A 26,968-nucleotide genomic window follows, 5' to 3' on the forward strand; every position below is an offset into this window, starting at 1 on the left:
AGGGGCTCTGCGGGTTTAGCCGAGCCGTCGTCGCGAACCGCCTCGCAACTTTTACCTGCGTTGCTCAAGTCAGCGCGCGGGACCCGGAAAGAAGCGCACGGGTCGCCGGCTCTGATTGGATGTCGACGGCCTTGGCGCGACCCGAACGGTGCACCTCGGCGGCAGGAAAGGGCGGGCGTGTTTCGTGCTGCCTGGACTTGTTTGCTTGCACCAACGGGTGCAAGGTGGGGCGGGCGCCACATCGAATTCGAACTTCAATAAAACGCGGGCCATACGATGCCGAAGAAAAACATCACACGAAACAAACTGCCTAAACCGGGTGCACGTCAGGCGCTGCTGACCACGCGCCGCAACGCCCGAATGGCGCGCTCGGCGCATGCGTATGTGCGGGGCAACACCAGCAAGTTCTACGAATGGCTCGAAGGAATGAAGAGTCATGCGTTGCCGGAAGGTCCGGCGATCTGGATCTGCGGCGATTGCCATACCGGCAATCTGGGGCCGGTCGCCGATGCACAAGGACGCGTCGAAATCCAGATTCGCGACCTCGACCAGACGGTGATCGGCAATCCCGCGCACGATCTGATTCGTCTTGGCCTGTCATTGGCGACGGCCGCGCGCGGTTCGGACCTGCCGGGTGTCACGACCGTGCTCATGATGGAGGCGTTGGCGGACGGCTACGAGCGTGCTTTCGACGAAGCGGCTGGCGATGCCGACATCCGCGCCGAGAAGCCTGAGGCGGTGAGGGTGGTGATGAAGGAAGCGGTGCGCCGTTCGTGGCGTCATCTGGCGGAGGAGCGGATTGAGGATGTCGAGCCGAGCATTCCGCTTGGTGCGCGGTTCTGGCCGTTGGCGAAGCGCGAGCGGCGCGAGATCGAGGCGCTGTTCGAGAAGGGTTCGCTGGCGCGGCTCGCGACGGTATTGCGCGGTAATGGTGACGACGCTGAGGTCGAGGTACTCGACGCGGCTTACTGGGTGAAGGGATGCAGTTCGCTCGGGCGCTTGCGGTACGCGGTGCTGCTGGACATCGACGGTGCTGCGGTGGATGGCGACGATCTATGCCTGATCGACATCAAGGAAGCTGCGCAGGCGGCGGCGCCGCGCTATCCTGGCGTGCGCATGCCGCGGGATAACGCCGAGCGGGTTGTGGAGGGGGCACGGCATTTGTCGCCATCGCTGGGCGAGCGGATGCGGGCGGCGCGGTTATCGGATCGCGCTGTGGTGATACGCGAGTTGCTGCCGCAGGATATGAAGCTGACGATCGAGCAGTTGACTCAGGATGAGGCGATGAAAGCTGCGCGTTTTCTTGCGATGGTGGTGGGGAGGGCGCATGCGCGGCAGATGGATGGTGGGGAGCGTGCGGCCTGGCTTGCTGAGTTGCGGAGGAATCGGTCGAAGACCCTCGATGCGCCGGGGTGGCTTTGGAAAAGTATTGTGGAGTTGGTTAGTAGCCATGCGGCTGGGTATTTGGAGCATTGTCGGCGGTATGCTATTGAGAGGCAGGATAACTAAGTGGTTTGATTTTTTTTGCCTGCGCGGCGCTTGGTGTCTGTGTTTTTATGGCGTCGGCCTTTCCTTGAATTGTTATTGGTTTATTAGTGTCGCCCCTGTGCGGGGCAGGCACCTACTTTTCTTTGCCTGCTGCAAAGAAAAGTAGGCAAAAGAAAGCAGCTCACACCGCTAGCTCATAAGTGGGTCCCCTGGCTTGGAGGGGATAGTGGTACATCTGGAATCCGTGCCCTCGCAGATTTGCCGTAAGTGACAAAGTGCTCATCAGCTCCCACTCCGCACTGCGTGCGTCGCGGACGAGTATGCCTGGGAAACCGGAGACTTCGTTTAAGCGCGGCGGGAGCCGTCGGCTTCGCCTCGGCGAAATTCCGAATGAAACGTGAGTGCAAAAACGCAGCAATCGTTTCTGAGAATTGCGCTTCGGCGCGCGCAGCGCCGCCGGAAGAATGACGCCCTTGTCACTAACGCGGAGTGTGCGGGAACACAGATTCCAGATGTACCACTACCGCAACTGTGCGGGGGACCCACTTAAGAATTAGCGGTTTGAGCCGCTTTCTTTTGCCTACTTTTCTTTGCGGCATGCAAAGAAAAGTAGGTGCCCGCCCCGCACAGGGGCGACGCTAATAAACCAATAACAATTCAAGGAAAGGCCAAAGCCATAAAAACACAGACACCAAGCGCCGCGCAGGCAAAAAAACAAGAAAAGCCCACCGCCGCAGGCACACAAAAACAAGCGCCGCGCAGGCAAAAAAAACCAAACAACGACACTGCCACAAAACCACCAACAATACCGCCGCCAAAGGCAAAAAACCCTAATTCGACAACGACAAATACGGCGAACTAAGCGGCGTAGGCGGAAACGGCTGCAAGCCAGTCTGTTTACTAAAGCTATACCGCACATAAACAGCCGCGAGCCACTCGCGATACTCATAAGCATTGCCGAGCGACGCAGTCGCTCCAAACGCCAACTGCGGCGCAAGTTGATATTCCCCCACCGCACTAAGCGAATAAGAAACCCCCGTCTTACTCTGCCCAGGATAAACCGCATCACTATCCAGACCAGTGCCGAGGGTTTTGGCTTGCGCCGCAGCATCGCCTTGGCGGCTGGAACCATCATTGAGCGGGAAGTAATTCGACGCATCCTGCCGATAATGCTGTACGCCGATCGACCCCTTCACGTCATAGGTAAACGCGCCATTGCGCCCAGTCCACTCCACCGGCAGATTCAGAATCACATACTGCTGCGGACTGAAGTACCCGCCCTGGCCATAAGTGAAGTACGACAGATTCTTGTTATAGGACATCAGTGTCGTGTTCACACCGATAGTCAACGTCTGGTCGGCATCCTTCAACAGCCGCGTGTAAATACCGCCGCCACCTTTGACCGCGTTATTGCTCGCGACGTTGTAGCCCATGTAGTGCTGGTACGCGGCGTTCACATACAGGCCGCTGGTGCCGTCATCCCATGCAAGGCTGGCGAGTCCGCCGTTGGACGTGACGCCGCCCCACTCAAGGCCGGAGCCCGAGTCGCGTGCGCCGGCATACGACAGCAGGCTGTCAGTCACCGCGCGGCGCGCGACGGCCAATGAATACGACACCTTGTCGGTAATGCTGCCGTTGTATTGCAAGCCGCCCACGATGTTCTTCTCGGGAAAACCGAGTGGCGTCACGCCAATATCGCCGCTAACACTGCGGCCTTCGTAGCCAAGCGACAGACCCACGCCGCTTGCGGTCTGGCTGCCATAGTTGTTGGTACCCGCAACCGCCGCCGCCGCGGACGTACTATTGGATAACCCCGCGCCAAATCGCGCGAGCGTCGAGAGATTGCCCGAGGCAGTGCCGGCGTCCAGCGTAACCGGGGTCGCCGTTATGACGATATGACCGTTGCCGGCCTTGATACGCCCTTGAACGGGCGCTTCGATATCTGTCAACGTCGACAGGCCGTCTTCGCCCTCACGATTGCGGAACACGATCCCGCCCGACACACTGCTCGACTGCTCGCGATTGACCTGCGCCAGTTCTTCGGCGACACCAAGCGTCTGCGTGTTGGCGACGTTCGGCTGCGGGTAGTTGCCGCCGTTGCCGTTCGCGCCGGGTTGTTGCGGGTAATACGGCTGCGCATAACCGGTCGGCGGCTGCGGGATATACGGCTGTTGTTGCTGCGCGTAATAGCCGGAGCCCTGATTCGGATACGGCTGATAAGGCTGCTGACCGTAAGCTTGCTGCGGCGGATACGGTTGATAAGGCTGCTGCGCGTAGCCCTGTTGTTGCTGCGGATAAGGCTGCTGGCTATAGGGCTGCTGGCCATAGGGCTGTTGCTGCGGATAAGCCTGGCTCTGCCCATACGGCGCCTGCGCATAAGCTTGCGCGTTGCGCGTGCTCTTCGATGTGCTTTGTTTCTTGCTGGCCGTGCGTTTCGTCGTCGTGGCCGAACCCGTGTAACGCGGCTGTTGCATCGAACCGGTATTGGCTTGCGCTTCGCGTGCCGCGGGCGACATCGGCCACGGCGTGGGCGCATAGCCGTCCGGCGGCTGCTGATATTGCCCTTGAGGATAGCCAGCTTGTTGAGGATAACCAGCTTGTTGCGGGTAGCCCGTCTGCTGCGGATACGCCGGGTTGTACTGCTGTTGCGGGGCCTGCTGCATCGGCTGCATCTGCGTTTGCATCTGCGGCTCGCCTTGTCCCGGATACGGTTGCAACGGCGCGCCGGACTGGCTCGACCCGTTGGTCTCCTGGCCGTAGCCACCTGGGCTCGTATCGGGTCGCGGCGCGTTATACGGAACGGCGGTAGGCGCGGCGTTTGGCGAATACGGCTGCGCGGGCGCAGTATAGGGCGCGACGTAAGGCGCGGGCTGCGAGGGAGGCGGATAGTTCGGCACGGTCTGTGACGGTAAGGAGGACTGCGAATACGGAAGCGACGCACGCGCGGCATTGAAGCCACTCTGGCCAAGCGCGGCATTGTCGGCGTCGGTCGGTGTGACCGTGGCGGTTTTACCTTCGAAGGGATTGGTGCCCGGCAGCGGTGTCGCGCCGATCCGGCGCATCGCGACTTCCCAGCCACGCGGCACATTGCTCGGCGCATTGGTGCGTGGCGCGTTGGCCATCAGCGGTGTATTGGCCGCGACCAGCGAGCGTTGCAGATAAGTCGACGCGAGCGACAGCTTGCCTTCGGCGCGATACATGCGGCCGACCGTCGCCAGCACACCCGGGTCTCCTGGCGCCGCAGCGAGCGCCTGATTGGCGAGCGATTCGGCGTAGCTGAACTGTTTCGCGCCGACCGCCGCGGGAATCGTCGCTTGCAGCAGGTTCAGGTCGTCTGGCTTGCGTTGCAGCGCGACGCGGTAACTGGCGAGCGCATTGCGGTCGTCGCCGGCGCTCGAATAGAGGCGGCCGAGGGCGGTTTGCAGATCCGGATTGTCGGGCATCGCCGCCAGCCACGGCGCGATCACGTCGTAGGCGCTGGCGAGGTCGCCGCGCTGACGCACCGCGTCGCATTGCTTGATGACGATACCCAGATTCAGATTGCCGAAATCCGTGCGCTGCTTCGGCGTCAATTGCATCGACGCGAGGCGTCGCATCACCATGCCGAGTTCGGCGTCCTGCTGTGTGGCGGACAGAATACCCGCATACTGCAGCAGCAGATCGGTGTTGCCGGGCGCCGCGTTCATCGCGCTGCGCACGAGGCTCAACGCGCGATTCGGGTCACCGGCCTGTTGATATCCGGCCGCGATCACGCCGATCAACTCGGGGCTGTTGCCGGCGACCGGCTCGGTCGCGTGCAACGTCGCCAGTGCTTGTTGCGACTGGCCGTTACGCGCCATCCGCGTCGCGAGGTCGGCCTGCTGATGCACCCACAAGCGGTGCTGCAAGGTCGTCATCGCGTCGGTGCGTTGCGTGACCGGAATCCGTTCGAGTTGCGCGAGACCGGTGGCCCAGTCCTGCGTTTCCGCCGACAGCAACGCGCTCGCATACAGCGCGTCGGTCATGTCGGGATGCGCGGCGAGCAGTCCGTCCATCATGCTGCGCGCATTCGCAACCGCGCCCTGTCGCACGTAAATGCGCGCGAGGTCCAGACGCAGCCAGGGGTCGTCGGGATCGTTCAGCAGCGCGTCTTCGAACAGGCTGCGGGCGCTGCCGAGATCGCCCCGCGCTTCGGCCGCGCGCGCCTGCGCGGCCTGCGCTTCGCCACGCAGACGATTGATGCCGCCGGCCTTCGATTGCTGTTCGGTGTTCAACTGATTGGCGAATTGCAGCGCCTCGTCGCCCCGGCCTTGTGCGGCGAGCGAACCGACGAGGCCGCGAATCGCATCGGGATTGTCGGCCTGGCGGCGCAGCGCCATCCGGTAAGCCTGTTCCGCGCCGACCGGGTCGCCGTTCGACAGCAGCATTTCGCCGAGCAGTACCTGCGCGGTGACGTCGGACGGATTCAGCGCGATCGCATGTTCGAAGAGCGCCTTCGCCTTCGCGAACTCACCGTTGCTGCGCGCGCCGATCGCGTCGCTCGTATAGGTCCAGTAGGTCGCGCTATCGAGCGCGGTTTTCCAACGCGCCGGATTGCCGCTGCGCGACGCGCGTTCCAGATAGTTACGGGCTTCGGCGAAGCGTTCCTGCTTCAACGCGGCGATACCCATGCCGCCGAGCGCGTCGGTGTCGTTCGGACTATTCGCCAGAACTGACGAAAACTTCGCGCGCGCCGTACCGAGGTCGCCACGATCGAGCGCGGCAAAACCGTCAGCGATGGTGCGTCCACGAACGTCGACCGTGGCGTTTTGCTGCGCGCGATCGCGGGCCGCCTTGTCCTGCTGAACCATTGACTCGTAGCGCGCCTTGACCGCGGCGTCATCGGTGGCGCCTTGCAGATACGCTTCGTACAGCGCGGCATCGGAGGGCCGTGCGTCGAGCCACAACAGCGCCTGCCGCCAGGCCTTCTTCGCCGACGCGCCGACCGTGCTGTCGGCGGCGAGCTTCTGCAAGCGCGCGATACCGTCGCGGCGCGTCACATCGCGATACGTCAGATGCTGTGCGTAGGCGAGGGTATAGCGCGGGTCGTCGGGGTTGTCGCGCGCGAGCTGTTCCAGGCCGCGGCGCGCCTGATCCCAGCCTTGCGGTGTGGCCGAGAGCGCCTGGTAATACTCGAGTTGCAGTTCGGGCGTCGCCGGCTTGCCGTTCAACGCGCGCTGATATTCCTGCACGGCGCTCGCGCTTTGACCGGTTTGTGCAAGGCGCCTCGCGTCGTTGACGGTCTGGTCACGCAGGCTCGATTCGCCAAGACGGCGGCCCAGTTCGTCCAGATTCGGATAGTTCGGCGCGACCGCTTTCAGGCGCGCCAGATATTGCTGCGCGCCCGCACCGTCCTTGCGGTCGGCGAGCACCATGCCCATGCCGTAAAGCGCATCGGGCTGCTTCGGATCGATACTCAGCACTTTCTGCCACGCCTGTTCGGCGAGGTCGCCACGGTGATGCGATTGCCAGTACTTGCCCTGATCGATCAGCACGCTCAGAGGATCTTTCGACGCCTGCGCCAACGCGTCAGGCGAAGCCGTCGCCACGCAGCAGACGGCCGTGAGGCTCAGCGCGAACCGCAATGAAAACGCGAGGGCGCTCAATCGCATGCATTTCTCCAACTCGGCACGAGACGGCCGGCTTCGTCGAAACGATAGCGGCCGTCGATGAATCCGGTGCCGAACAAGCCCAGCACACGATCGTAATAGACAGGTTCACGGCCCGGCACGCCGGTGTCGAGCACGGCGAGATGCGTGCGCGCGAGACCGAGGCCGTGCTCGTCGCCGAGCGCCTTGAAGTACGGCGCGAGCGCGCCCCAATAGCTCAGCGGTCCTTCGCCGCTCGCCGCACCGGTGGTCGACGAGACCTTCTCGGGCGGAATGCCGGTTTGGGCAACTTTCGCGCGCATGCCGCCGAGCGCCGCAAGCCAGGGTTTGGCGAGCGGATCGGCGGGCGACGTGAGGCCGGCCCACAGGTAGACGCGGATCGCGTCATAGCTGCCGGTGTCACCCTCTTTCGGATCGACCACGAACTGACCGTTCTGCCACGCTGCCCAGTCGGGCGCGAAGCCTTGCGGCGCGGTGGTCCTGATCAGCTTGTAGGCGCTGTCGGCGAGCTTGGCCCACGGGCCGTTCGGCATGTCCTTTGCGAATGCGCGCAGCACCGGCAACGGCAGATAGCTCGGATTCAGGCGCGTCACGCCGCCGTCCTTGAAACCCTGCGGCCCGGGCAGCAGCATCGGGCCGACGCCCGGCAGCGTTGTCGTTTCCTGGCGCGCGATCTGCGCGGCGAGCGCCTGGCCGAGTTGCGTATAACTGGCCTCATGCCACAGGCGGCCGGCTTGCAGCAGGTCGTAGGCAATCCACAGGTCGGAGTCGGACGCGGCATTCGGATCGAGCACGCCGAACGAGCCGTCCGGTTTCTTGCCCCAGAGCCAGGACGGCAGCCGGACATTCTGCGGATCGAACTGATTGCCCGCGAGATTGGTGCGGGTCCAGTTCAGGAGCCGGTCGAAGGTAGCGCGGTCGTTCGCGACCAGCGCGAAGAACAGACCGTACGACTGGCCTTCCGAGGTGGTCTTCAGCGTCGGCGACGAGTAATCGATCACGCGGCCGTCGGCCTGCACGAAGTGTTCGACGAACGTGCGGTACGCCGGCCAGTCGTTGTTGCACGGCCCCGTCTGAGCCGGTGCCGACGTGGTCTGGGCCACCTTGATGAGATTGGCGAAACTCGTGGTCGCCGCAAGGACAAGTCCAAGACCAAGTCCGAGTGTCAGCGCCACGCGTGTCTTGTTGGTTCGAACCGGCATATCAGTCCTGTCAGTCCCTTAGGCGGCGCGCGGCGATCGAACGCAGCGTCCGGTAGAAGAGGCCGGCGATGATCAGCGCGGCGAGCACGCCGCCCAGCATCAGCAACAGCGGATGCGACGACAGCGCCCAGCGCAGATACTCCTGGGGCGACAAATGGCCGACATAGTACGCTTCACCGTTCGACGTGATGGTGACGGTACGGCCGTGGATCACGGCCATCGCGCCTTGAATCCCCTGCAGCACGTCGGCGTCGAGCAGGGCGGCGGACAGATCGGCGTCCGACTGGCCGGCCGCGCTCACCAGCGCGACGGCGCTGCGATTTTTCTGCAGCGGCGATTCGAAACCGGTCAGCAGCGCGTCGCCGTTCGAACTCACGAGCGTCAGGTCGGCGCGCGCCGGCGAGCGTTCGACGCCGCGCTCGCCATGCCACCAGTCTTCGAGTTTGAAGACGACGTCTGAGAGCGCGAAGGTGCGCGAATCGCCGTCGCTGGAGAACGGCATCGATTTGGCCCAGCGCTGCAGCAGCGGTTGCTTGCCCGGCGCGCCGAAAATCAGCAGATCCTTGTTGGTGTACTTGTCGACGTCGTCAGCGGTGCCCACCATGACGCCGTTCACCGGATAACCTGTCGATGCACCCATCCGGCCCATGGTCAGCAGGAACAGGCTGTAGTCGCTCGAATCGGCCTCGTTCGGCAAGACCACCGCGGTCTCCGAGAGGTCGGCCATGCGCGTGAACGGGAAACCGCTGTTGGCGAATGCCGCCAGATCGGGCAGCGCCATGTAATGCGGGAATGACGAGAGGTCGATGGTCGAGTTCGGATCGATCGCGCCGACCACGTTTTCCAGCAGACGGCCGTGACACTCGCCGGTGTTCGGAATGTCGTAGTAGAAATGCAGGCGCACCTGCGCGCGCGGCGTCAGCAGCAGCGGCGGAATATGCACGGTGCGGCGTGCTTCGGCAGTTTTGTCCGGCAAAACGCGCGCGAAGTAAAGACTCAGATCGAACACCGAGGCCGACTCGGCCGGAATCGGCAGCGCCTGCACGAAGCCGTCATTGACGCTGACGTTCAGCGACGAACGGTCGCGCAGCGGACGCACTGTGTAGCGGTAGCGCAGATCGATCGGCGCGCCCTTGGTGTGCCACATGAACAGATCGGGCGGTACGCGCAAATTGACGCGCACGGCGTCGGCGTCGTAGCCGGAGACGTTCAGGTCGCGCGCGTCGGCGAGCTCGCCGAAACGCACCGGACGGTTGGTCGGCAGCCAGTTCGGCGCGTCGTACGGCGCACGCTGCGCAAGTTCGTTCAATTGCGTGATCGTCGCGCTCTGGCCGCTCAGCGTGTTCTGCCCGATGCTGAGTGCCTTGGCGGCGGTTTTCAGTTCGGCTTCGGTGCGGCCGAGTACGAGCAGCAGCTTGCCGCGCGCCGGTGCTTCACGATCCACCACGGCGATAGTCGGGCCGGAAATCGCCGGAATTGTCACGCCGGCCGGGCGCTGGTCGTCGGTCGCGAACACTACCGCGTTGCCCGACAGGGGCGCGTTATCCAGTTGCGCCGGAAACAGCGCGCCGCGATAGCCGGCGAGCGCCCCGAACCATGACGCGACGATGCCGCCCGCTTCGAGCATCGTGGCGCCGGGTTTTTGCGGAAACACGAACGGCAGCTCGAGACGGCGCACGTCGCGGCGGTCGAAGAACGGTTGCGGCAGGGCGGCCAGATCCGGCTTGCTGGCGAGCGACGCGTAGGTCAGATCGAGCGAACTCGCATTGCTGACGGTGGCCCACAGCGACGAATTCGCCGGGTCTTCGCAGCTCGTCGTGTAATGGCCGATCAACTGCACATTCAGGTGGTTGAATTCGGTGATGAAACGCGGATCGATCGAGACGTCGCGCGCCACCAGCATGCCGGCCTGTTCGTGCGGTACCGGCAGCGTCGCGGCGACTTCGCCGTTCACCAGCACTTTCAGCTGGGAAATATTCGCGAGCAGCGCGGGCGAGTAGCTATAGACCAGATGCAGGATGGCGCCAGTCACCACTTCGTCGCCGCGCACCGAAAACGCGACGCCGTTCTGGCCATCGGTGCCGCGCAGTTGCAGCGGATCGTGCGCGCCGAGGTCGGCGAACGTGAGCGTTTGACGGCGGCCGCCCGGCACCAGCGTGCCCGGTTCGGCGGTGGTCGGGGTTCTGATACCCAAGGCTTTCACCGACGCTGCGGCGAGCGCAGGCGTGGGCGTGGCCAACTGCGCCTGCGCGATCGTGTTCGGATCGTAGACGACGGCCGCGCTTGGCGCGGGCATGCTGCCCACGCCCGTGGCGACGCGCGCAGCCGGCGCGCCCTGAGTTGCTGTCGACTGGCCAGCTTGTGACGCACTCGCGCCGCTCATGGCCGCCGCGGCCACTTCAGCTGCCGAGGCCAGCGGCGCCGCCAATGCGGTCTGCAACGTGAGCCAGCAGGCAAGCCCGTGCATCAAGCGTTGCGCAGGGGAGCGTCCAGACCGACGTGGACGTGCCTCCGGTTCCGTCCCACTGCGCTCGTGATTCGAGCGTTCGATGTTTGCCTTCGCCATCCTGTTGCCCATTGATCAGTCTTTGGTTTTTAGCTTCTTGACGTCCACCGGACGGCTTTTCATCGAGCTTCGAAGGTCGGCATAAAGATGTTCGAAAAGACCCGCAATGCCGCGTGCGCCGACCATCAGCACATGCGACAGACCGCGCAGCGGTGTGTCCTGCTGACGCCCTTCGGCCCAGCCGGTCCATGCGTCGGCGCGCGCGAAAGTGGTCTTGACGAACTCGTATTCCTGTTCCCGCGTCATGGCCGAGAAGCGCAGGCCCACGCGGCCCGGTTCCGTGAAGCCGACGGTGGCGGGGAAGGCGTATTCCTCGTCGCCGCGAAACAGCGATACGGTCACGCTTTCGTGCATCGGCACTTCGATCGCGGCGGGCAGCGCCACGCCGACGCCGCCTTCCGAGTAGTCGATGGTTTCGCAGGCGAGCGTGCGGCCGGTCGAGAACTTCAGCATCACGGGCATCGACATCGCCACCCGGTGTACCGCGCGAATCTGCCGGCGCTCACTGGCCGCGGCCACGCTCGCGCCGAGAATCAGCATGTTGTAGGTGGTCCAGGCGAGGTTCAGGATGGTCGTGTTCACCACGCTGCGGATGTGCAGGTTCAGATAGATATGCACGATGCCCACGACAAAGCCGATCAGGTTCAACAACAGCAGGAACAGATACGGCCGCGAGATCGCCCAGTCGAAGTAGTTCTTCTCGATCTGGCCGCCCTTGGCCGTCACGTTGAATTTGCCGAGCTTCGGGTTGATCAGCGCCAGCAAGGTAGGCGCGGTGATGTACGACGCCAGCACCGATTCGTAGACTTCGGCCCAGAACGAATGGCGGAACGAGCGCTGCATCCGCGAGTTGGTGATGCTCGCATGGATCATGTGCGGCAGTGCATAGACCGCGATCGTGCTGGCGGCGGCCTCGATCACGTGCGCGCCGAAGAACAGATATGACAGCGGCGCGGTCAGGAACACCAGACGCGGGATGCCGTAGAAGAAGTGCATCATCGCGTTCAGGTAGCACAGCCGCTGGCCGATTTTCAGGCCCTTGCCGGTCAGCGGATTGTCGATCCGGAAAATCTGCGTCATGCCGCGGGCCCAGCGAATCCGCTGGCCGATGTGGCCGGACAGACTTTCGGTGGCGAGACCCGCTGCCTGCGGGATCGCCAGATACGCGGTGGTGTAGCCGAGGCGGTGCAGTTTCAACGCGGTGTGCGCGTCTTCGGTGACCGTTTCGACTGCGATGCCGCCGATCTCCTCGACCATGGTCCGGCGCAACAGCGCACATGAGCCGCAGAAAAACGTGGCGTTCCACAGATCGTTGCCGTCCTGCACGAGGCCGTAGAACAGTTCGCCTTCGTTCGGCACCTTGCGGAAGGTGCCGAGATTGCGTTCGAACGGATCGGCGGAGAAGAAGTGGTGCGGCGTTTGCAGCATCGACAGCAACTTGTCTCGCAGGAACCAGCCGAGGCCGATCTGCAGGAACGAGCGGGTCGGAATGTGATCGCAGTCGAAGATTGCGAGGTACTCGCCCTGGGTGATCTTCAGGGCTTCATTGATGTTGCCGGCTTTCGCATGGCGGTTGTGCGTGCGGATCGTCCAGTTGACGCCGACATCCTCGCAGAACGCCTTGAACTCGGGACGGCGGCCGTCGTCGAGCACGTGGATCGAAATCTTGTCGGCCGGATAGTCGAGCGCGAGCGCCGCGTAGATGGTCGGCTTCACCACCGAGAGCGGCTCGTTGTAGGTCGGGATCAACACGTCGACGGTCGGCCACAGCTCGCGCGAGGTGGGCAGCGGCATCGGCGCGCGTTTGAGCGGCCATGCGGTCTGGAAGTAGCCGAGCAGCAGCACGATGGTCGAATAGACTTCAGCCGACACCAGCAGCAGTCCCCACGCGGCGTCGAGCGGATGTTCCCAGTAAGTCGTCGAAGTCAGCCGCCAGTACATATAGCGGCCCGACGTGACCACCGAGAGCATGATCATCACCATCGTCGCGTAACGGCCAGGCAGGCGGCGGAACCACAGCGCGGTGATGAAGCAGCAGGTCGCGAACGTCAGTTGCTCGTAGAACGCGAGCGGCACCGTGAACACGAAGTACAGCATTGTCAGCGCGAACAGCGTGACCAGACCCGTCACGATCCGGCTGTTCCAGAAGCGTGCGTCGACGAAGCGTTCGAGCCGTGACGGATCGCGGGCCTCGATGTCCTGTGACGGATGCGTGCTCATGCGACGTTCCTTGGCGAAACGGCGATCGCGTCGACCGCCGCCATCAGCCAGTTGCCGCACGAGCGAAAATCGGCGGCCGCCTGGCTGAGTGGATCGTAGTGAATCAGCGTGGTGTCGCACGCGAGCGCTTCGCTCACGCCTTCGTCCAGATGGATCACGCCTGGGAAGAGCTTGCTGCCGAGCATCTGGCGCAACACCTTGAGGACGTCTTTGGTCAACTGGCGCGACTGGTCGATCTGGTTGATCACGTAGCCTTCGCCGCCGAACTCGGGGCGCGGCGCCGCATACGTTTCAATCAGCCGTTCCATTAACGGAATGGCCGCGTAGGACGCCGCGTCGGCGAGCACCACGTTCAGTGTGAAGGTGGCCGCGCACAACGCAGTGCGTACATACACGGACGAACCTGGCGGCGTATCGATGATGACGATGTCGGACGCGTCGAGCCGCAATCTTTGCAGCGACTGCGCGAGCCATCCCGGGTCCTGGTCGATATGCGCTTCGAAGCGGCGGCGGTCGTCTTCGAGCACCGCGCCATAGGGCACCACGGTCACGCCGTCCACACCGTCGAACATCACTGTTTGCCAGGGATCGCCCGTCAATGTGGCGCGCGACAAACCGTCAATGCTGTCGAGCGGCACGCCGAAATGCAGACGCAGCGCATTCTGCGGATCGAGGTCGAGGGCAATCACGCGCCGGCCGCTGGCGGCCAGCACAGACGCGAGATTGGCGGCGAGGGTGGTTTTACCGACCCCGCCTTTGGCGGACACGACCGCGATGACTTTCATGAGCGACGAGGGCCATTGACCAGCCACGAGTTGGAGGCGGCCGGCGTGGCGGCGCGCGGTGCGCTGGCCGGCGCGGCGGCCGTTTGTGCGGGTGTGCCGCGCAGACGGTCGAAGACCGATTGCAGCGGCGCGGATTCGCTTGGTGTGGCGGCGGGTTGCGGCGGCGCGGGTTCGGGTTCCGGGGCGAACAGTTTGCCGAGGATCGAAGCGGGCGGTCTGGGTGTCGTGCGTGTCGTCGTGTAGGTGTGGGCGGGTGTGGGCGCTTGCGCCCACGTCGGAGCGGTCGCGTTGAGTGGCGCCGATGTGGCGGCGCGTGGTGCGGGGGCGGCGGCAGGGATCCCGACGCGCGGCATCAGCGTGTTGGGTGGCATGCTCGCCATGGGTTGCGTGACAGGTGCTGCCGGCGCGTGGAACTGGGTCACGGGCGGCATACTTGCCGGCGGCATGACCGGAGGAACCGGAGCAGTGACAACGGGCGCTGCTGGAGCGGATTGCGCCGCCGCGGCTTCATCGTTCGTTTCGAGCGCGCCGAACCGCGAGGCGCCACTCGGCGCGGCAGGCTGGGTAGCGACGGCCACCGGCGGAATGTCACGCCGATGTGACCGGGTAAACAGCGGTGCCTTTGCGCGTGTGACCGAAGCGGCGTCTTTGGGTGTCGTGTCCTGACGATCGGCAGCCGACGCGTTTTGCGCCAATGCCGTGCTAGCAGGCTCGCGACGCTGCCCGATTGCGGGAATCGCCGGTTGCGTCAGGTCGAGCGTCACCAGCAGCGGCCAGCGAGTGCGCGCCGAACGGGCCTCGTTTTCGCGGCCGATTTCCTGGTACGCACTGGCGTCGCCGCCAAAATGATCGAACAGTTTTTCGATGTCGCTCGATGAACTCATAGTGCCGCCGTCTTGTTCATGACTTGCGTTGCCCCGATCTTTTTACTTATTGCGCTCAAACCGGATGCCGCCCCAGCCGAAACTCGATCGAGGTATCCGTGCCGTACTCGCTCGTTTGCGCCACCGACAGGCCCTGCGCGCCCAACGCGCTCAACCAGGTCTGATAGACGCCTTCGAGAAACGCCGGGGTCCATGCGAGCGCCGTGTTGCCGAACGCCTGCAGCGGCGCGCAGTAATGCACGATGCGCAGCGATTCGGCTTCGTCTGACAACTCGACGTAGCCCCAGTCCATGTCATGCCAGTACAGATTCAATACCTGAGCGAGTTCCGCCGTCGACCCGCAAGCGGGCAACTGATGTGCCGCGGCAAACCGGCAGCCCACGCGATACATCAGTTGGCGCAGTTCGTCGCGACCGATCTGCGCTTCGAACTCTGTTGCCAAGGCAGTCAGCATGCCGCGCCATTGTGGCGAGATCTGGCGTTCCAACAGGTAATCGAGAATTGGGACCATGTTTTCCGGGAAATGGCCGTTGCTTCGGCCGTGTATAGAAACGGGTGCCGACGGTCGAATGCGATCAAAGTGTTACGGAAAGCCGCGCGTTGCACGCGTCCAAGGTTATTTTTACCGAACTGTCTAGTCTGTCCGCCACACTTCGAAGGAGTCTACTGAAGACAGTAAGTTTTAGCCACTTTACATTCGTCTGCGTTATACGCGCAAACGATTGGAGCGGATGCGTGTTAATCGCGCAATTTTTGCTGGCTGAAGCGCGTTTCTTCGCTTCCTTACTGTGGTTATCCCTGGCGAGCGTGTTTGCGATCGATGCTGATATGCACGCGGCATGTCTCGCCTGACCTCATAGCGACTGAAGTCCGGGTTTGTTGACTGCTTTGCTGCCGCCGAGGGGCCCGGAAAGAAATCGCTAGATGGCGGTGTAGCCCTTACTGGGCGGGGCGCAATACTATTTTCGGGGAAGGCATAAATATTTGTCAGACGGTTGCCGTTATACATTGGCCGAGTGACCGGAGCCAGCCTGATATCTATCAATATGCTTTCCACTTCAACGAAGCAACTGTCCGATTCCGGTTTGCGCGATCGCTTTCATAGACGATCGCTGGAACATCAGCGTCCACTTTCGACCCTGACGATGGCGTTTACCGTTGTCGCGTTCCTGTGTTTCGTCGGCGCGCGCAACCTGGTCAACGGGCCGGCGACGCCGCTCGCCTACCGGCTTGCCTGCGCGCTGGTGCTCGCGCTGCTGGTGATGGCGATTCCGCGCGCCGGCTCGACCTGGACGTTCGGCGCAATTGGTGTCGCGTACTCGCTGGTGCTGGCGGCCGGTCTCGCGCTGAACGTCTCCGGCGTCGAACAGCCGTTGTTGTGGATACTGCCGGCCATGGTGGCGATCCCGATCTGCGCTGCGCCGCTGTGGCTTACGCCAATGCATTTCCTCGTCGGCAGTGGGATTTTCTATGCGGCGGCGCTTGCCTTGCTGTTGGGCGAGCCGCGCACCCATGACGTCGACGTGATCGTGTGGATGTGGATCGTGGCGATCGGCATACCGACTTCCGCTGTGTTTCACTTCAGTTTCTACAGGTTCCGGCGCAACCACTTTCTGCTCGAGAGCCAATTGGCGCAACTCGCCGCGACCGATCCGCTGACTGGCCTGCAAAACCGCCGCGCGTTTGTGAAGCAGGCCGAGCGCCGCCTCGAAGCCATGACGCCCGATGCGCGGGTCAGCGCGATTTTTCTCGACATCGACAGTTTCAAATCGCTGAACGACCGCTTCGGCCATGCGGTCGGCGACCATGCGCTGTACCAGGTGGCTCAGGTGCTGATGGAGGAGACCGCCGCGGACGACAGCGTGAGCCGGATTGGCGGCGAGGAGTTCGCGGTGCTGCTGCGCGACGGCCTGGCCGGCGCACTGGCGCTAGCCGAGCGCCTGCGGGGCGCGATTGCCGTGATCGAGCGCCCTGACGGCCATCTGACCGCGAGCTTCGGCGTGGCCGAACACCGGAGCGGCGAAAGTATCATGGTGTTGCTCGACCGCGCCGATGAAGCCTTGCTGCGCGCCAAACATTCGGGAAGAAACCGCGTATGCGCCGAACGCGCGTTGCCGCTCGATGCGCTGAAAATGCTCTCTGCCGATGTGCTTGCCGAGGGCGAGACGGTGGCGCCGCGGCATCTCTGGGATGACTATTACCTGACTTCGCACTTCCAGCCGCTCTACAGTTTGTCGCATCAGAAGCAGGTGGGCTTCGAGGCGCTGCTGCGAGGCGAGCAGAACGACGGCACGCTGGTGCCGCCCGTGGTGATGTTCGCGCCGAAGCCGTCCAGCGACGAAGGCGCACTCGATCGCGCGAGTCATGCCGTGCATCTGGCCAACGCGCGCAGGTCGCTGCCCGGCGACGCGTGGCTGTTCCTCAACATTCTGCCCTCCACGTTTGTCGCCGAAGGCTATGTGGATCAGCTCGCCATGATCGTGCGGGCGGTGGGGCTCGAGCCTGAGCGGGTGATTCTCGAGATTCTCGAATCGCATGGCGGCAGCGTCGACGACATGTCGCGGGCGGCGGCTTTGTACCGCGAGCACGGCTTCCTGATCGCCGTCGACGATTTCGGCGCGGGTCAATCGAATCTTGACCGGCTGTTCCGGATTCGGCCGGATATCGTGAAGCTCGACGGCGAGCTGATTCGTGCGACCAGTCACGGCTCCGGGCAGCCGATTTTGCCGAAGCTCGTTTCGCTGTTGCATCAGGCGGGGATGCTGGTTGTCGTGGAGGGCGTGGAGACCACTGAGGAGTTGATTCTTGCTGTTGAGTCGAATGTGGATTTCGCGCAGGGCTATCTGCTTGGGCGGCCGGCTGCTGAAATTGAGCCACCGGAATCGGTGCATCGGCGGATCGATGATGCTTTCGATGTGATTGCCCAGGGGAGGGCGCATCAGTATGCGTTGTTCGAGTCGGAAGTCGAGCCTTATCGGTCGGCCTTGAGCCGTGCGGCTGATGATTTGCGGGCTGGCGCTTTGATGGATCAGGCGTTTGCCTTGCTGGCTACGTTTGATCGCTGTATCAGTTGTTTTATTCTGGATGATTCGGGGCGGCAGATCGGACATGAGGTGCTGGGGCCGGCCTGGAGTAGCGAAGCGGCGTCGCTGCATCCCGTGGCGAATCCTCGCCATGCGAGATGGGATCATCGGCCTTATTTCCGTAATGCGGTTTTGTTGCCTGGGGTTGCTGTGGCTAGTAATCCTTATCTTTCTTTGGCCAGTGGCCGGCCTTGTATTGCCGTTACTTTGGCTTTGCAGTTTGCTGCCGAGAGGTCTGTTATTGGGGTGGAGCTGGATTGGTCGGCGGTGGGGTTGCCGTGGCCGGCGGGGGAATGAAGGGTTTGGGTTTTTTTTGCCTGTGCGGCGTTGGGCTTTTTTTGATTTATTTGCCTGCGCGGCGCTTGCCGTCTGTGTTTTTATGGCGTTGGCCTTTCCTTGAATTGTTATTGGTTTATTAGCGTCGCCCCTGTGCGGGGCAGGCACCTACTTTTCTTTGCCTGCCGCAAAGAAAAGTAGGCAAAAGAAAGCGGCTCACACCGCTAGCTCATAAGCGGGTCCCCTGGCTTGGAGGAGGTAGTGGCGCATCAGGAATCTGTGATCTCGCGCACCCCGCCTCAGTGACAAGGGCGTCATACTTCCGGCGGCGCTGCGCCCGCCGAAGCGCACTTCAAACGCCGTGCGCTATGTTTGGGCGCTCGAGGTTCTTTCAACGCCCGAGCTGGCCGTTGCGTAACCTATGCTCGATAGAGGCGCTCACGATTCATTCACATCTGCATCCCGCCGAGGTGAAGCTGAAGGCTCCCACCGCGCCACCGAAGCCCCATGGTTTCCCATGCAGACCCATCCGCGACGCACGTAGTGCGGAGTGGGAGTGGATGAGTGCTTTGTCACTTACGCAGAATGCGCGAGGGCACGGATTCCAGATGCACCACTACCGCAACTGCGCGGGGGACCCGCTTAAGAGCTAGCGGTTTGAGCTGCTTTCTTTTGCCTACTTTTCTTTGCAGCAGGCAAAGAAAAGTAGGTGCCCGCCCCGCACAGGGGCGACGCTAATAAACCAATAACAATTCAAGGAAAGGCCAAAGCCATAAAAACACAGACGAACAAACGCCGCACAGGCAACCAAAACAACCATTCCTCAATACCCGCCCTTCACGGACGCCGCCGCCCCGGCGGTTTTCTTGTACGAGGCCGCCAAATCAGCGGCCGCCCGACTCAACAAGCCTGTATCCGTCCCCACCGCCACAAACGTCGCGCCTGCCGCCATATACTCTGCAGCAATCCCCGAATCCGGCGCCAGTACACCCGCCGCTTTGCCGGCGTCCCGCACCTTCCTGATGCCACCGCAGATCGCTTCGCGCACGCTCGCGTCCCCCGGTTTGCCCAGCAACCCCATCGACGCACTCAAATCCGCCGGACCAAAAAACACGCCGTCAACGCCTTCCACGCCCGCAATCGCCGAAAGATTCTCCAGCCCCTGCACGGTTTCTACCTGCACCAGTACACACAACTCGTCTGCCGCCGTGTTCAGATAGTCCGGTATCCGGTTCCAACGCGATGCCCGCGCCAATGCACTGCCCACGCCGCGAATGCCCTGCGGCGGATAGCGCGTTGCCGCGACGGCGTCAGCCGCCTGCTCAGCCGTGTCGATCATCGGCAGCAACAAGGTCTGCGCGCCTATGTCGAGCAGTTGCTTGATCAACGCGCTATCGCTGCGCACCGGACGCACCACCGGATGCGATGCATATGCAGCCACAGCCTGCAATTGCGCCAGCGTGCTACGCACGTCGTTTGGTGCGTGCTCGTTGTCGATCAACAACCAATCGAAACCGGCGGTAGCCAGCAACTCGGTCACATAGGCGTCGGCGAGCGCGGCCCACAGGCCGAATTGCGGCTTGCCCTCAGCCAGTGCGCGCTTGAAGGTGTTTTGCGGTGGGGACATGTCGATTAACTCAAATAAGCTCAAATGAAATTCAAACCAATGCCGCCCAGCGGACCATAGTCGACGTGGAACGTGTCGCCCGCTCGTGCCGGGATCGGACTCGTGAACGAGCCGCTCAGAATCACGTCGTTCGCGTTCAGTCCTTCATCGTAGGGTGCGATCTTGTTCGCGAGCCATGCAACGCCAGTGGCGGGGTGATTCAGCACTGCGGCGGCGAGCCCGCTTTCTTCCACGGCGCCGTTTTTGTAAAGCAATGCGCCAACCCAACGGAGGTCGACGTCCATCGGACGCACCGGACGGCCGCCCAATACAATGCCGGCATTGGCCGCGAAGTCCGAAATGGTGTCGTAGACCTTGCGTGGCAACTTCGTCTCGCGGTCGAATTGTTCGATACGCGCATCGATAATCTCCACCGCAGGGGTCACGTAGGCGGTGGCATCGAGAACATCGAATAGCGTGACGCCGGTGCCCTTCAAAGGTTTGCTCAACACGAACGCTAATTCCACTTCCACGCGCGGCGCGATGAAGCGGTCGGCGCGGATGTCCTGCCCGCTTTCGATGAACATGCTGTCGAGCAGCGGCGCGTAGTCGGGTTCGTCAATCTGCGACGAACGCTGCATCGCGCGCGAAGTCAGGCCGATCTTGCGCCCCTTGATCACATGGCCCTCGGCCAGTTTGAGCTTCACCCACTCGCGCTGAATCGCGTACCCGTCTTCTACCGTCATCCCGGGATACCTGGCCGAGAAGTGGCGCAACTGAGTGCGCGTTTTCTCGGCGTTATCAAGTTCCGCCGCGAGGTCGCGGATTGTCTGTTCGTTTAGCATGATGGGTTCTCTATTAGCGGCTGCCGCCCCCAGCTTCCGGGCCGGAATAGTAGGCCGGAGCGTCAAGCCCGGGTCCAAGTCTCAGACCCAAGTCTCAGGCTCATGCCTCAAGCCCAGGTATCAGGCCTTAAGCCGCGCGTGCAAATTGTTGTGCTTCCAGGTACCGGTGTCGCTGAATTCATTGATCTCCAGCGACAACGCCAGGCCGTGTTTTTCAAACTCCGCGGCGAAGTGCTGTTTGATCACTTCAAATAGCGCATCGCCGGTCGCCTTTTTTGCTGCGTCCGAGCGGCCTGCGGCGATCTTCAGGTTCGCGTGCAGAAACGCGGCGTCGGCTCTGCCGTCGGCAATGGAGTACTGCTCGCAGCGCAAGGCGCGCACACGGATGCCGCCGAGCGGATAAATGCGTTGTTCGTTCTCGCGTTGGGCATCGAGGCAGCCAGCAAGCGATGCGCAAAGCTGCCCGATGCTTTCTTCGTCGGCGAGATTGGCGCTGTATTCGAGTGTCAAATGCGGCACAGTAGGCTCCTTACTCAGGGCTTAAGCGGGCAGGGGCGTCACAGGAAAGATCGCATTGATCTGGCCCGTGCCCGAACTGCCGAAATACGGCGTGACGACTTCAACCTTGCCGTCGTAACGATCCCAACCGAGCGCGCCGAGCAGCATTGCGGTGTCATGCATGCCGCCTTCTCCCCAGCATTTCTCGTTATAGAGCGGCAGCATCTCGCAGAAGGTCTTCCAGTCGCCGGCTTCCCACAACTCGACCACCTTGCGGTCCATCTGTTCGAGAAACGGGCTCCACACCTTGTGCATGAACTGCTCGGCGGTGCCGTTGTTGGCGAAGTGGTGGCTCAGTGAGCCGCTCGCCAGAATCGCCACGGTGCCGTCGTAACGTTCCTCGATGGCCTTGCGTACGGCGAGGCCAAAGCGCGCGCTGGTTTCGAGGTCGTGCCACATGCACCAGCCGGATACCGATACGGTCTTGAAGTGCTGGTCGCTATTCATATAGCGCATCGGCACCAGCGTGCCGTACTCGAGTTCGAGCGTGGTCGCACTGTGCGCCCGGCTTTTTACGCCCATCTCATTGGCGACTTCCGCGATCAGATCGCCGAGTTCGACATTGCCGGGATACGCGTACGGCATGTTCTTGATGAAATGCGGCAGTTCATTGCTCGTATAGACGCCTTCGAACTTCGGCGCGCAATTGATGTGGTATTCGCTGTTCACGAGCCAATGCACGTCGAATACGACGATCGTGTCCACACCCAATTCGCGGCAGCGCCGGCCGATTTCATGGTGGCCGTCGATCGCGGGCTGACGGCAACCTTTATGCGGACCGTCGAGTTCGGACAGATATAACGACGGGACATGTGTGACTTTTGCTGCCAACGCGAGTTTGCCCATCGCGGTCTCCTATTCTGTGTGGCGCGAGGCGTGATGCCTCGCGCGCAAATGACCGGCGTTCAGACGCCCCAGCGCGGAATGTGATGCGAGCCGAGCGATACGCACACATTCTTCGGTTCGAGGAACACTTCGTAGCTCCACGTGCCGCCTTCACGACCCACGCCCGATGCTTTCGTACCGCCGAACGGCTGGCGCAGATCGCGCACGTTCTGGCTGTTGACGAAGCACATGCCGGCCTGAACCGCAGCGGCGACGCGCAAGGCGCGGCCGGTGCTCTCGGTCCAGATGTAGCTCGACAAGCCGTAGGAGATGTCATTGGCGAGCTTGATCGCGTCGGCTTCGTCGTCGAACGGAATCAGGCAGGCGACCGGGCCGAAGATCTCTTCCTGCGCGATCCGCATGCGATTGTCGACGTGGACGAACACCGTTGGCTGCACGAAGTTGCCTTTGCGCATGGCTTCGGGCAAGTCGGGCGCGTCGAGTCCGCCGCACGCGAGCGTGGCGCCTTCTTTTGGACCCAGTTCGATATAGCTGCGTACTTTCGCCAGGTGCCCCTGGCTGATCATCGGGCCGACGATCGTGCTGTCGGCCAGCGGATCGCCCACCGTCAAGCGTTTTGCGCGTTCGACAAAACGCTCGGCAAAGCGCGCGTAAATCGAGCGTTGCACCAGAATGCGCGAACCCGCCGTGCAGCGCTCGCCATTGTTCGAGAAGATCATGAACACGGCGGCATCGAGCGCGCGTTCAAAATCGGCATCGTCAAAAATCACGAACGGCGACTTGCCGCCCAGCTCCATCGAAAACTTCTTCAGGCCCGCGGTCTGCACGATGCGATTGCCGGTTGCCGTCGATCCGGTGAATGACACCGCATGCACATCCGGGTGCGCCACCAGCGGTTCGCCGGTGTCCTTGCCGAAGCCGTGCACGACATTCAGCACGCCGGCCGGAATGCCGGCTTCGAGCGCGAGATTGCCGAGCATCGAGGCGGTCAGCGGCGACAGTTCGCTCATCTTCAACACAGCGGTATTCCCGAACGCAAGACACGGTGCGACCTTCCACGTTGCCGTCATGAACGGCACGTTCCACGGCGAGATCAGCGCGCAGACGCCGACCGGATGGAACAGTGTGTAGTTCAGGTGCGTATCGGTGGGATACGTATGACCGTCGACGCGCGTGCACATCTCCGCGAAATAGCTGAAGTTGTCGGCGGCGCGCGGCACGAGTTGCTTGCGCGTCTGCGAGATCGTCTGGCCGGTGTCCTTCGTCTCGGTCTCCGAGATGTCCGGCACGTTCTTCGCGATCAACTCGCCGAGCTTGCGAATGATTTTTGCGCGTTCCGCCGCGGGCTTGCCGGCCCATGCCGGAAACGCTTCTTTGGCCGCACGCACAGCGGCGTCGACGTCTTCCGCTCCGCCGCGGGCGACTTCAGCGAGTACGTCTTGCGTCGCCGGATTGACAGTCTCGAAGTAGTCTTTCGCGGCGCTCGATTTGCCGTTGATCAGATGTTCGATTCGCATTGCCTTGTCCTTTCTCTCTAGTATCGATCGGAGTGAGTGCTTCAACTGTCGGCCGGCGTGAGTGCTTTGGCACTGACTCTGGTCCCATGCAAAGCGCTTGCTCCCATCCCCTGCAAAGCCTGTCGATCAGGCGCGGCCAAAGTCCGCGTCGGATGCAATCGTATTGACGAGACGGCCAAGGCCGTCGATTTCGCAGACCACTTCGTCGCCCGCATTGACGTTGACGATGCCTTCCGGCGTGCCGGTCAGGATCACGTCGCCGGGTGCGAGGGTCATGAAGCTGCTCAAATATTCGATCAACGCCGGGATATCGGTGACGAGATCACGTGTGTTGCCGTGTTGCTGGCGTGTGCCGTTTATGAACGTGCGCAATTCGAGTTGCGTGACGTCTGCGATATCGGCTGCATCGACGAACCAGGGGCCGAGCACCGTGCCGCCGTCGCGATTCTTCACACGCAGGTTGGGACGGTAATAGTTTTCCAGGTAGTCGCGGATCGCGTAGTCGTTGGCGATCGTGTAGCCGGCCACATGCTGCATGGCGTTTTCGCGCTTGACGTTCTGCGCGGTTTGGCCGATCACGACAGCCAGCTCGCACTCGTAGTGCATGAAGGTGACGTCGGCGGGGCGGCGCGTGAAGCCGCGGTGACCGATGACCGTGCCCGGGCCCTTGAGAAAGACCAAGGGCTCTTCCTGTTTGTTGAACTGCAATTCCTTTGCATGCTCGGCGTAGTTCAAGCCGAGCGCGAAGATCGTGCCGACCTCGATCGGCGCGAGCCACACCACTTCATCCTCGCGACGCACGCGGCCATCGGCGAGGCGTACGCCGTTGGCGTCCGGATAAGCTTCGTGAATCGCTCCTGCATACGCAACACGGCCGCGCATCATGGCTGTTCTCCGTGGTGTTCTTCTGCACCGACAAACGACACCTCGAGCGGCGGCAAGCCGCCAACCGATAGCGTGGCCGAGTCGCCGATATGCGCGACCGGCGAGCCATGCGGCACGCCCAGCGTAATGACGTCACCGGCGCTGAGCGTCATGAAATCGGTCACGTCCGCGATCAATTGAGCGACCTTGCGTACCGAGGATGCCGTACTGGCACTGAAGACCTCACGTCCGGAAAGGGAAACCTTGATCGCCAGAGTGTCAGGCGCAGCAACATGACGCGCGGCAACCACAGCCGGTCCGATCACGCAAAACCCGTCGCGAGCCCGAAACCGGACCGAAGGCCGGTACACGCTCGCATGCGGCACGCTCAGATCGGCGACCAGCGTGTAGCCGGCGATGTAGTCCAATGCCTGAGCCGCGCTGACGCGTGTTGCGGTGCGGCCAATCACGATACCCAGTGAAGCGCCGACTTCCACTCCCAACGCATCGTCAGGCACGGCAACACGTGCGCGATGACCGGCGAACGTGTTGCGCGGCTTCAGATAGAGAATTGGCGCTTTGGGCGGTGCTTTATACGGGGCGGCATGAACCGCATCGCCCAATGCCTCCAACGCGGCGCGGTCGTTCAGCAAGGTTCCATAAACGGCGCCGGAAACGGGCGCACGGCAGGCCGCACCGCTTGCGAGCAGCGTGGCCACAGTGTGCGCATCCACGTCGCAAGGCAGCGCGTCGCCTTCGGGATGCAGCAGGTGATCGGCAAGTGCAAACATAAATTAGCTGTCTCTCAGAGAAAACACTAACATGTTAGTATTATTGCGCTTGATATCATCCATGGTCAATAGCCTGTCAGCTGATCGCGGGTTTTCCCTTAAGCTTCGACGGCTGCTTCTTACCTATCTTCCACCATGTCCGCTTCCGCTTCTACCCGAGTTTTGCACCGCAACCTGCCGATGCTGTTGCTGCGCGCCAGAGAAAAAATGATGGAGCGTTTCCGCCCATTGATTACCGCGCACGGGCTGACCGAACAGCAATGGCGCGTGATTCGCGCGCTCAATGAGCACGGCCCGATGGAGCCGCGCCACATCTCCGATATCTGTACGATTTCGAGCCCGAGCATGGCGGGCGTGCTCGCGCGCATGGAGAGCATGGAGCTGGTGACGAAGGAACGTTTCGCGGAAGACCAGCGCCGCGTGCTGGTCTCGCTCACCGAGACGAGCGTGGACCTGGTGCGCGTAATCTCGAAGGATCTCGAAGCGCACTATCGCGAACTGGAGCGGAAGGTCGGGCCGGAAATCGTCGAGCGTGTGTATCGCGCGGTCGACGATCTGCTGGCCGGACTCGAAGAAGAGGATGAGTGAAGCGGTTGCTCAATCGCCCTGGTCAGGCGTCGCAGCGTTTGCAGTAGCGGTTTCCCGCAGCCCGAGCAGCCACGGAATCTGGCTTTTGTCGTGCATGCCGAGCTTCTTATAGGCGCAGCGCAGATAGTGGCGCACGGTGGCAGGCGAAATCGCCATGCGTTGCGCGACTTCCTTGTGTGAGAGGCCGTCGCCGTACAGTTTGATCGCACTCAGTTCGCGCGGACTCAAACGGTCGAGCGGCGAGCGTTGGCGCGCTTCCAGCTGAAACAGGCCGACCACGGGTGAGCAGCTCACCGTCACCGTCTCGCCGACATAGGGCTGGCCCGTGCCCGCATGCAGATGCGCGATCAGCGGCGCCGGCAGATGCTGGTTCTGATAGCCTGGCCACTCACTGCGCAGAATGGTTTCGAACGCTTTATCCGCCTGGTGCACCGCACCGAAGCCATCGCAAATCGCACGGGCCGGCGTAGAGACGCTTTCGCCGCGCTCACGCGTCAATTGGAACGAGCGGCTGATCGTGAGCGCCGCGCTCAGGTGTGGAATCACGTCCTCCAGCGTTTGTGCATCCGCCGGGGAGAACGGCTTGTCGAGCGCGCGGCGATACACCGAGAGGAAGGTCGCGAGCCCGAAGCGATGATCCAGCGCCGACACCACCATCAGTTGCGCGAGTCCGTATTTGATTGCCCAATTGCGAAAGCGCGAATCGATGCCGGGCGCCACGATCGACACTTCCAGCGCGCGGCCGTAGCGATTCATCGAGCCGAGCGCGAGCGGATCGCAGTCGCGCACGCGCTGCCAGTCGGTAAAGAACTCGCCCGGCAGCCCGTAGACGAAGCTGTTGTGCATCACGGGGCCGTTGGCCGTGTGCGTGGTCACGCCGGTCCAGCCGGCGTCGAACGGTAAATGCTGCGAGAGAAGACGGAAGAAGCCGTGCTCGAATTCGCCGATGCCGGTGCGGTTGGCGAGCGCATAGAGGTCGAGCAGGAAAAGGCTCAGGCCGCGCGCAGCGGTGCCGTTGCCGGAAAGCGTGCCTTCAAAGTCGGCGCTGCGCTGTTCGAGTGGCGCGCCTGCGTAATCGTCGAGCGCAATGGCAGGGGGCATTTCACCCCACTGATCGATAACCCGCTTTGTGTCCGCGGTGACTGTCACGCTGGCTCCTTGGGCTGTCGATAAGGCGCGTCCGGCCGCTCGTGCGGCGTGCCGACCGATTATACGTGGCGCT

Annotated in this window: 18 protein-coding genes; 3 read left to right on the forward strand and 15 right to left on the reverse strand. The window is 62.6% G+C overall.

The genetic code is table 11. The annotated features are described in order from the left end of the window. Positions 1-276 precede the first annotated feature (276 nt). Positions 277-1,509, forward strand: coding sequence for a DUF2252 domain-containing protein (locus PQQ52_RS05520; protein ID WP_408207602.1), 1,233 nt, complete (start codon positions 277-279; stop codon positions 1,507-1,509). An 809-nt stretch (positions 1,510-2,318) separates the two neighbouring features. Here the strand turns inward: PQQ52_RS05520 and PQQ52_RS05525 are convergent. The 7 genes from PQQ52_RS05525 to bcsD are packed head-to-tail and all read right to left on the reverse strand — an operon-like array spanning position 2,319 to position 15,283. Continuing rightward, positions 2,319-7,118: a cellulose synthase subunit BcsC-related outer membrane protein gene (locus PQQ52_RS05525; protein WP_408207604.1), complete on the reverse strand. Its 4,800-nt coding sequence runs from the start codon at positions 7,116-7,118 to the stop codon at positions 2,319-2,321. Continuing rightward, entirely contained in the window at positions 7,109-8,317 is a 1,209-nt protein-coding gene (gene bcsZ / locus PQQ52_RS05530; RefSeq protein WP_408207606.1) for a cellulose synthase complex periplasmic endoglucanase BcsZ, read from the reverse strand. The genes PQQ52_RS05525 and bcsZ overlap by 10 nt, the downstream gene beginning before the upstream one ends. 10 nt (positions 8,318-8,327) lie before the next feature. After that, a complete protein-coding gene (gene bcsB / locus PQQ52_RS05535) occupies positions 8,328-10,895 on the reverse strand; it encodes a cellulose biosynthesis cyclic di-GMP-binding regulatory protein BcsB (protein WP_408207608.1) in 2,568 nt (855 codons plus the stop codon). Between the two features lie 3 nt (positions 10,896-10,898). Next, positions 10,899-13,103 (reverse strand): UDP-forming cellulose synthase catalytic subunit, encoded by a 2,205-nt coding sequence (gene bcsA, locus PQQ52_RS05540; RefSeq protein ID WP_408207610.1) that lies wholly within the window; start codon positions 13,101-13,103, stop codon positions 10,899-10,901. Next, a complete protein-coding gene (gene bcsQ / locus PQQ52_RS05545; RefSeq protein WP_408207611.1) occupies positions 13,100-13,888 on the reverse strand; it encodes a cellulose biosynthesis protein BcsQ in 789 nt (262 codons plus the stop codon). Before bcsQ ends, bcsA begins: the two co-directional genes overlap by 4 nt. Further along, positions 13,885-14,772, reverse strand: a complete 888-nt coding sequence (gene bcsP, locus PQQ52_RS05550; RefSeq protein WP_408207613.1) for a cellulose biosynthesis protein BcsP — start codon at positions 14,770-14,772, stop codon at positions 13,885-13,887. Before bcsP ends, bcsQ begins: the two co-directional genes overlap by 4 nt. Before the next feature lie 55 nt (positions 14,773-14,827). Next, entirely contained in the window at positions 14,828-15,283 is a 456-nt protein-coding gene (gene bcsD, locus PQQ52_RS05555) for a cellulose biosynthesis protein BcsD (protein ID WP_408207615.1), read from the reverse strand. Between the two features lie 535 nt (positions 15,284-15,818). Between bcsD and PQQ52_RS05560 the strand changes: the two genes are divergently transcribed. Continuing rightward, positions 15,819-18,152 (forward strand): EAL domain-containing protein, encoded by a 2,334-nt coding sequence (locus PQQ52_RS05560; RefSeq protein ID WP_408207617.1) that lies wholly within the window; start codon positions 15,819-15,821, stop codon positions 18,150-18,152. A gap of 802 nt (positions 18,153-18,954) precedes the next feature. Here the strand turns inward: PQQ52_RS05560 and hpaI are convergent. From hpaI to PQQ52_RS05595, 7 genes are all read right to left on the reverse strand, one after another. Then, complete coding sequence (hpaI, locus tag PQQ52_RS05565; RefSeq protein WP_408207619.1) at positions 18,955-19,758, reverse strand: 4-hydroxy-2-oxoheptanedioate aldolase; 804 nt, start codon at positions 19,756-19,758, stop codon at positions 18,955-18,957. A gap of 20 nt (positions 19,759-19,778) precedes the next feature. Further along, a complete protein-coding gene (hpaH, locus tag PQQ52_RS05570) occupies positions 19,779-20,582 on the reverse strand; it encodes a 2-oxo-hept-4-ene-1,7-dioate hydratase (protein ID WP_408207621.1) in 804 nt (267 codons plus the stop codon). Between the two features lie 120 nt (positions 20,583-20,702). Further along, a complete protein-coding gene (locus tag PQQ52_RS05575; protein ID WP_408207623.1) occupies positions 20,703-21,101 on the reverse strand; it encodes a 5-carboxymethyl-2-hydroxymuconate Delta-isomerase in 399 nt (132 codons plus the stop codon). A gap of 21 nt (positions 21,102-21,122) precedes the next feature. Continuing rightward, on the reverse strand, positions 21,123-21,986 hold the full coding sequence (hpaD, locus tag PQQ52_RS05580) for a 3,4-dihydroxyphenylacetate 2,3-dioxygenase (RefSeq protein ID WP_408207625.1): 864 nt from the start codon (positions 21,984-21,986) through the stop codon (positions 21,123-21,125). 59 nt (positions 21,987-22,045) lie between these two features. Next, on the reverse strand, positions 22,046-23,503 hold the full coding sequence (gene hpaE, locus PQQ52_RS05585; RefSeq protein WP_408207627.1) for a 5-carboxymethyl-2-hydroxymuconate semialdehyde dehydrogenase: 1,458 nt from the start codon (positions 23,501-23,503) through the stop codon (positions 22,046-22,048). Positions 23,504-23,629: 126 nt separating this feature from the next. Continuing rightward, positions 23,630-24,388, reverse strand: coding sequence for a fumarylacetoacetate hydrolase family protein (locus tag PQQ52_RS05590; protein ID WP_408207629.1), 759 nt, complete (start codon positions 24,386-24,388; stop codon positions 23,630-23,632). Further along, positions 24,385-25,158 carry a fumarylacetoacetate hydrolase family protein gene (locus PQQ52_RS05595; protein WP_408207631.1) on the reverse strand — a complete coding sequence of 258 codons (774 nt, stop codon included), beginning with the start codon at positions 25,156-25,158 and terminating at the stop codon, positions 24,385-24,387. Before PQQ52_RS05595 ends, PQQ52_RS05590 begins: the two co-directional genes overlap by 4 nt. 180 nt (positions 25,159-25,338) lie before the next feature. On the opposite strand from PQQ52_RS05595, the gene hpaR reads away from it, so the two are divergent. Further along, positions 25,339-25,746: a homoprotocatechuate degradation operon regulator HpaR gene (gene hpaR / locus PQQ52_RS05600; protein WP_097393792.1), complete on the forward strand. Its 408-nt coding sequence runs from the start codon at positions 25,339-25,341 to the stop codon at positions 25,744-25,746. 9 nt (positions 25,747-25,755) lie between these two features. Here the strand turns inward: hpaR and PQQ52_RS05605 are convergent, their stop codons facing one another. Next, on the reverse strand, positions 25,756-26,895 hold the full coding sequence (locus PQQ52_RS05605; protein ID WP_408207633.1) for a response regulator transcription factor: 1,140 nt from the start codon (positions 26,893-26,895) through the stop codon (positions 25,756-25,758). Positions 26,896-26,968: the final 73 nt, after the last annotated feature.

Origin of the sequence: Paraburkholderia sediminicola (assembly GCF_046030555.1) — a bacterium.
Lineage (GTDB): Bacteria > Pseudomonadota > Gammaproteobacteria > Burkholderiales > Burkholderiaceae > Paraburkholderia > Paraburkholderia sediminicola_E.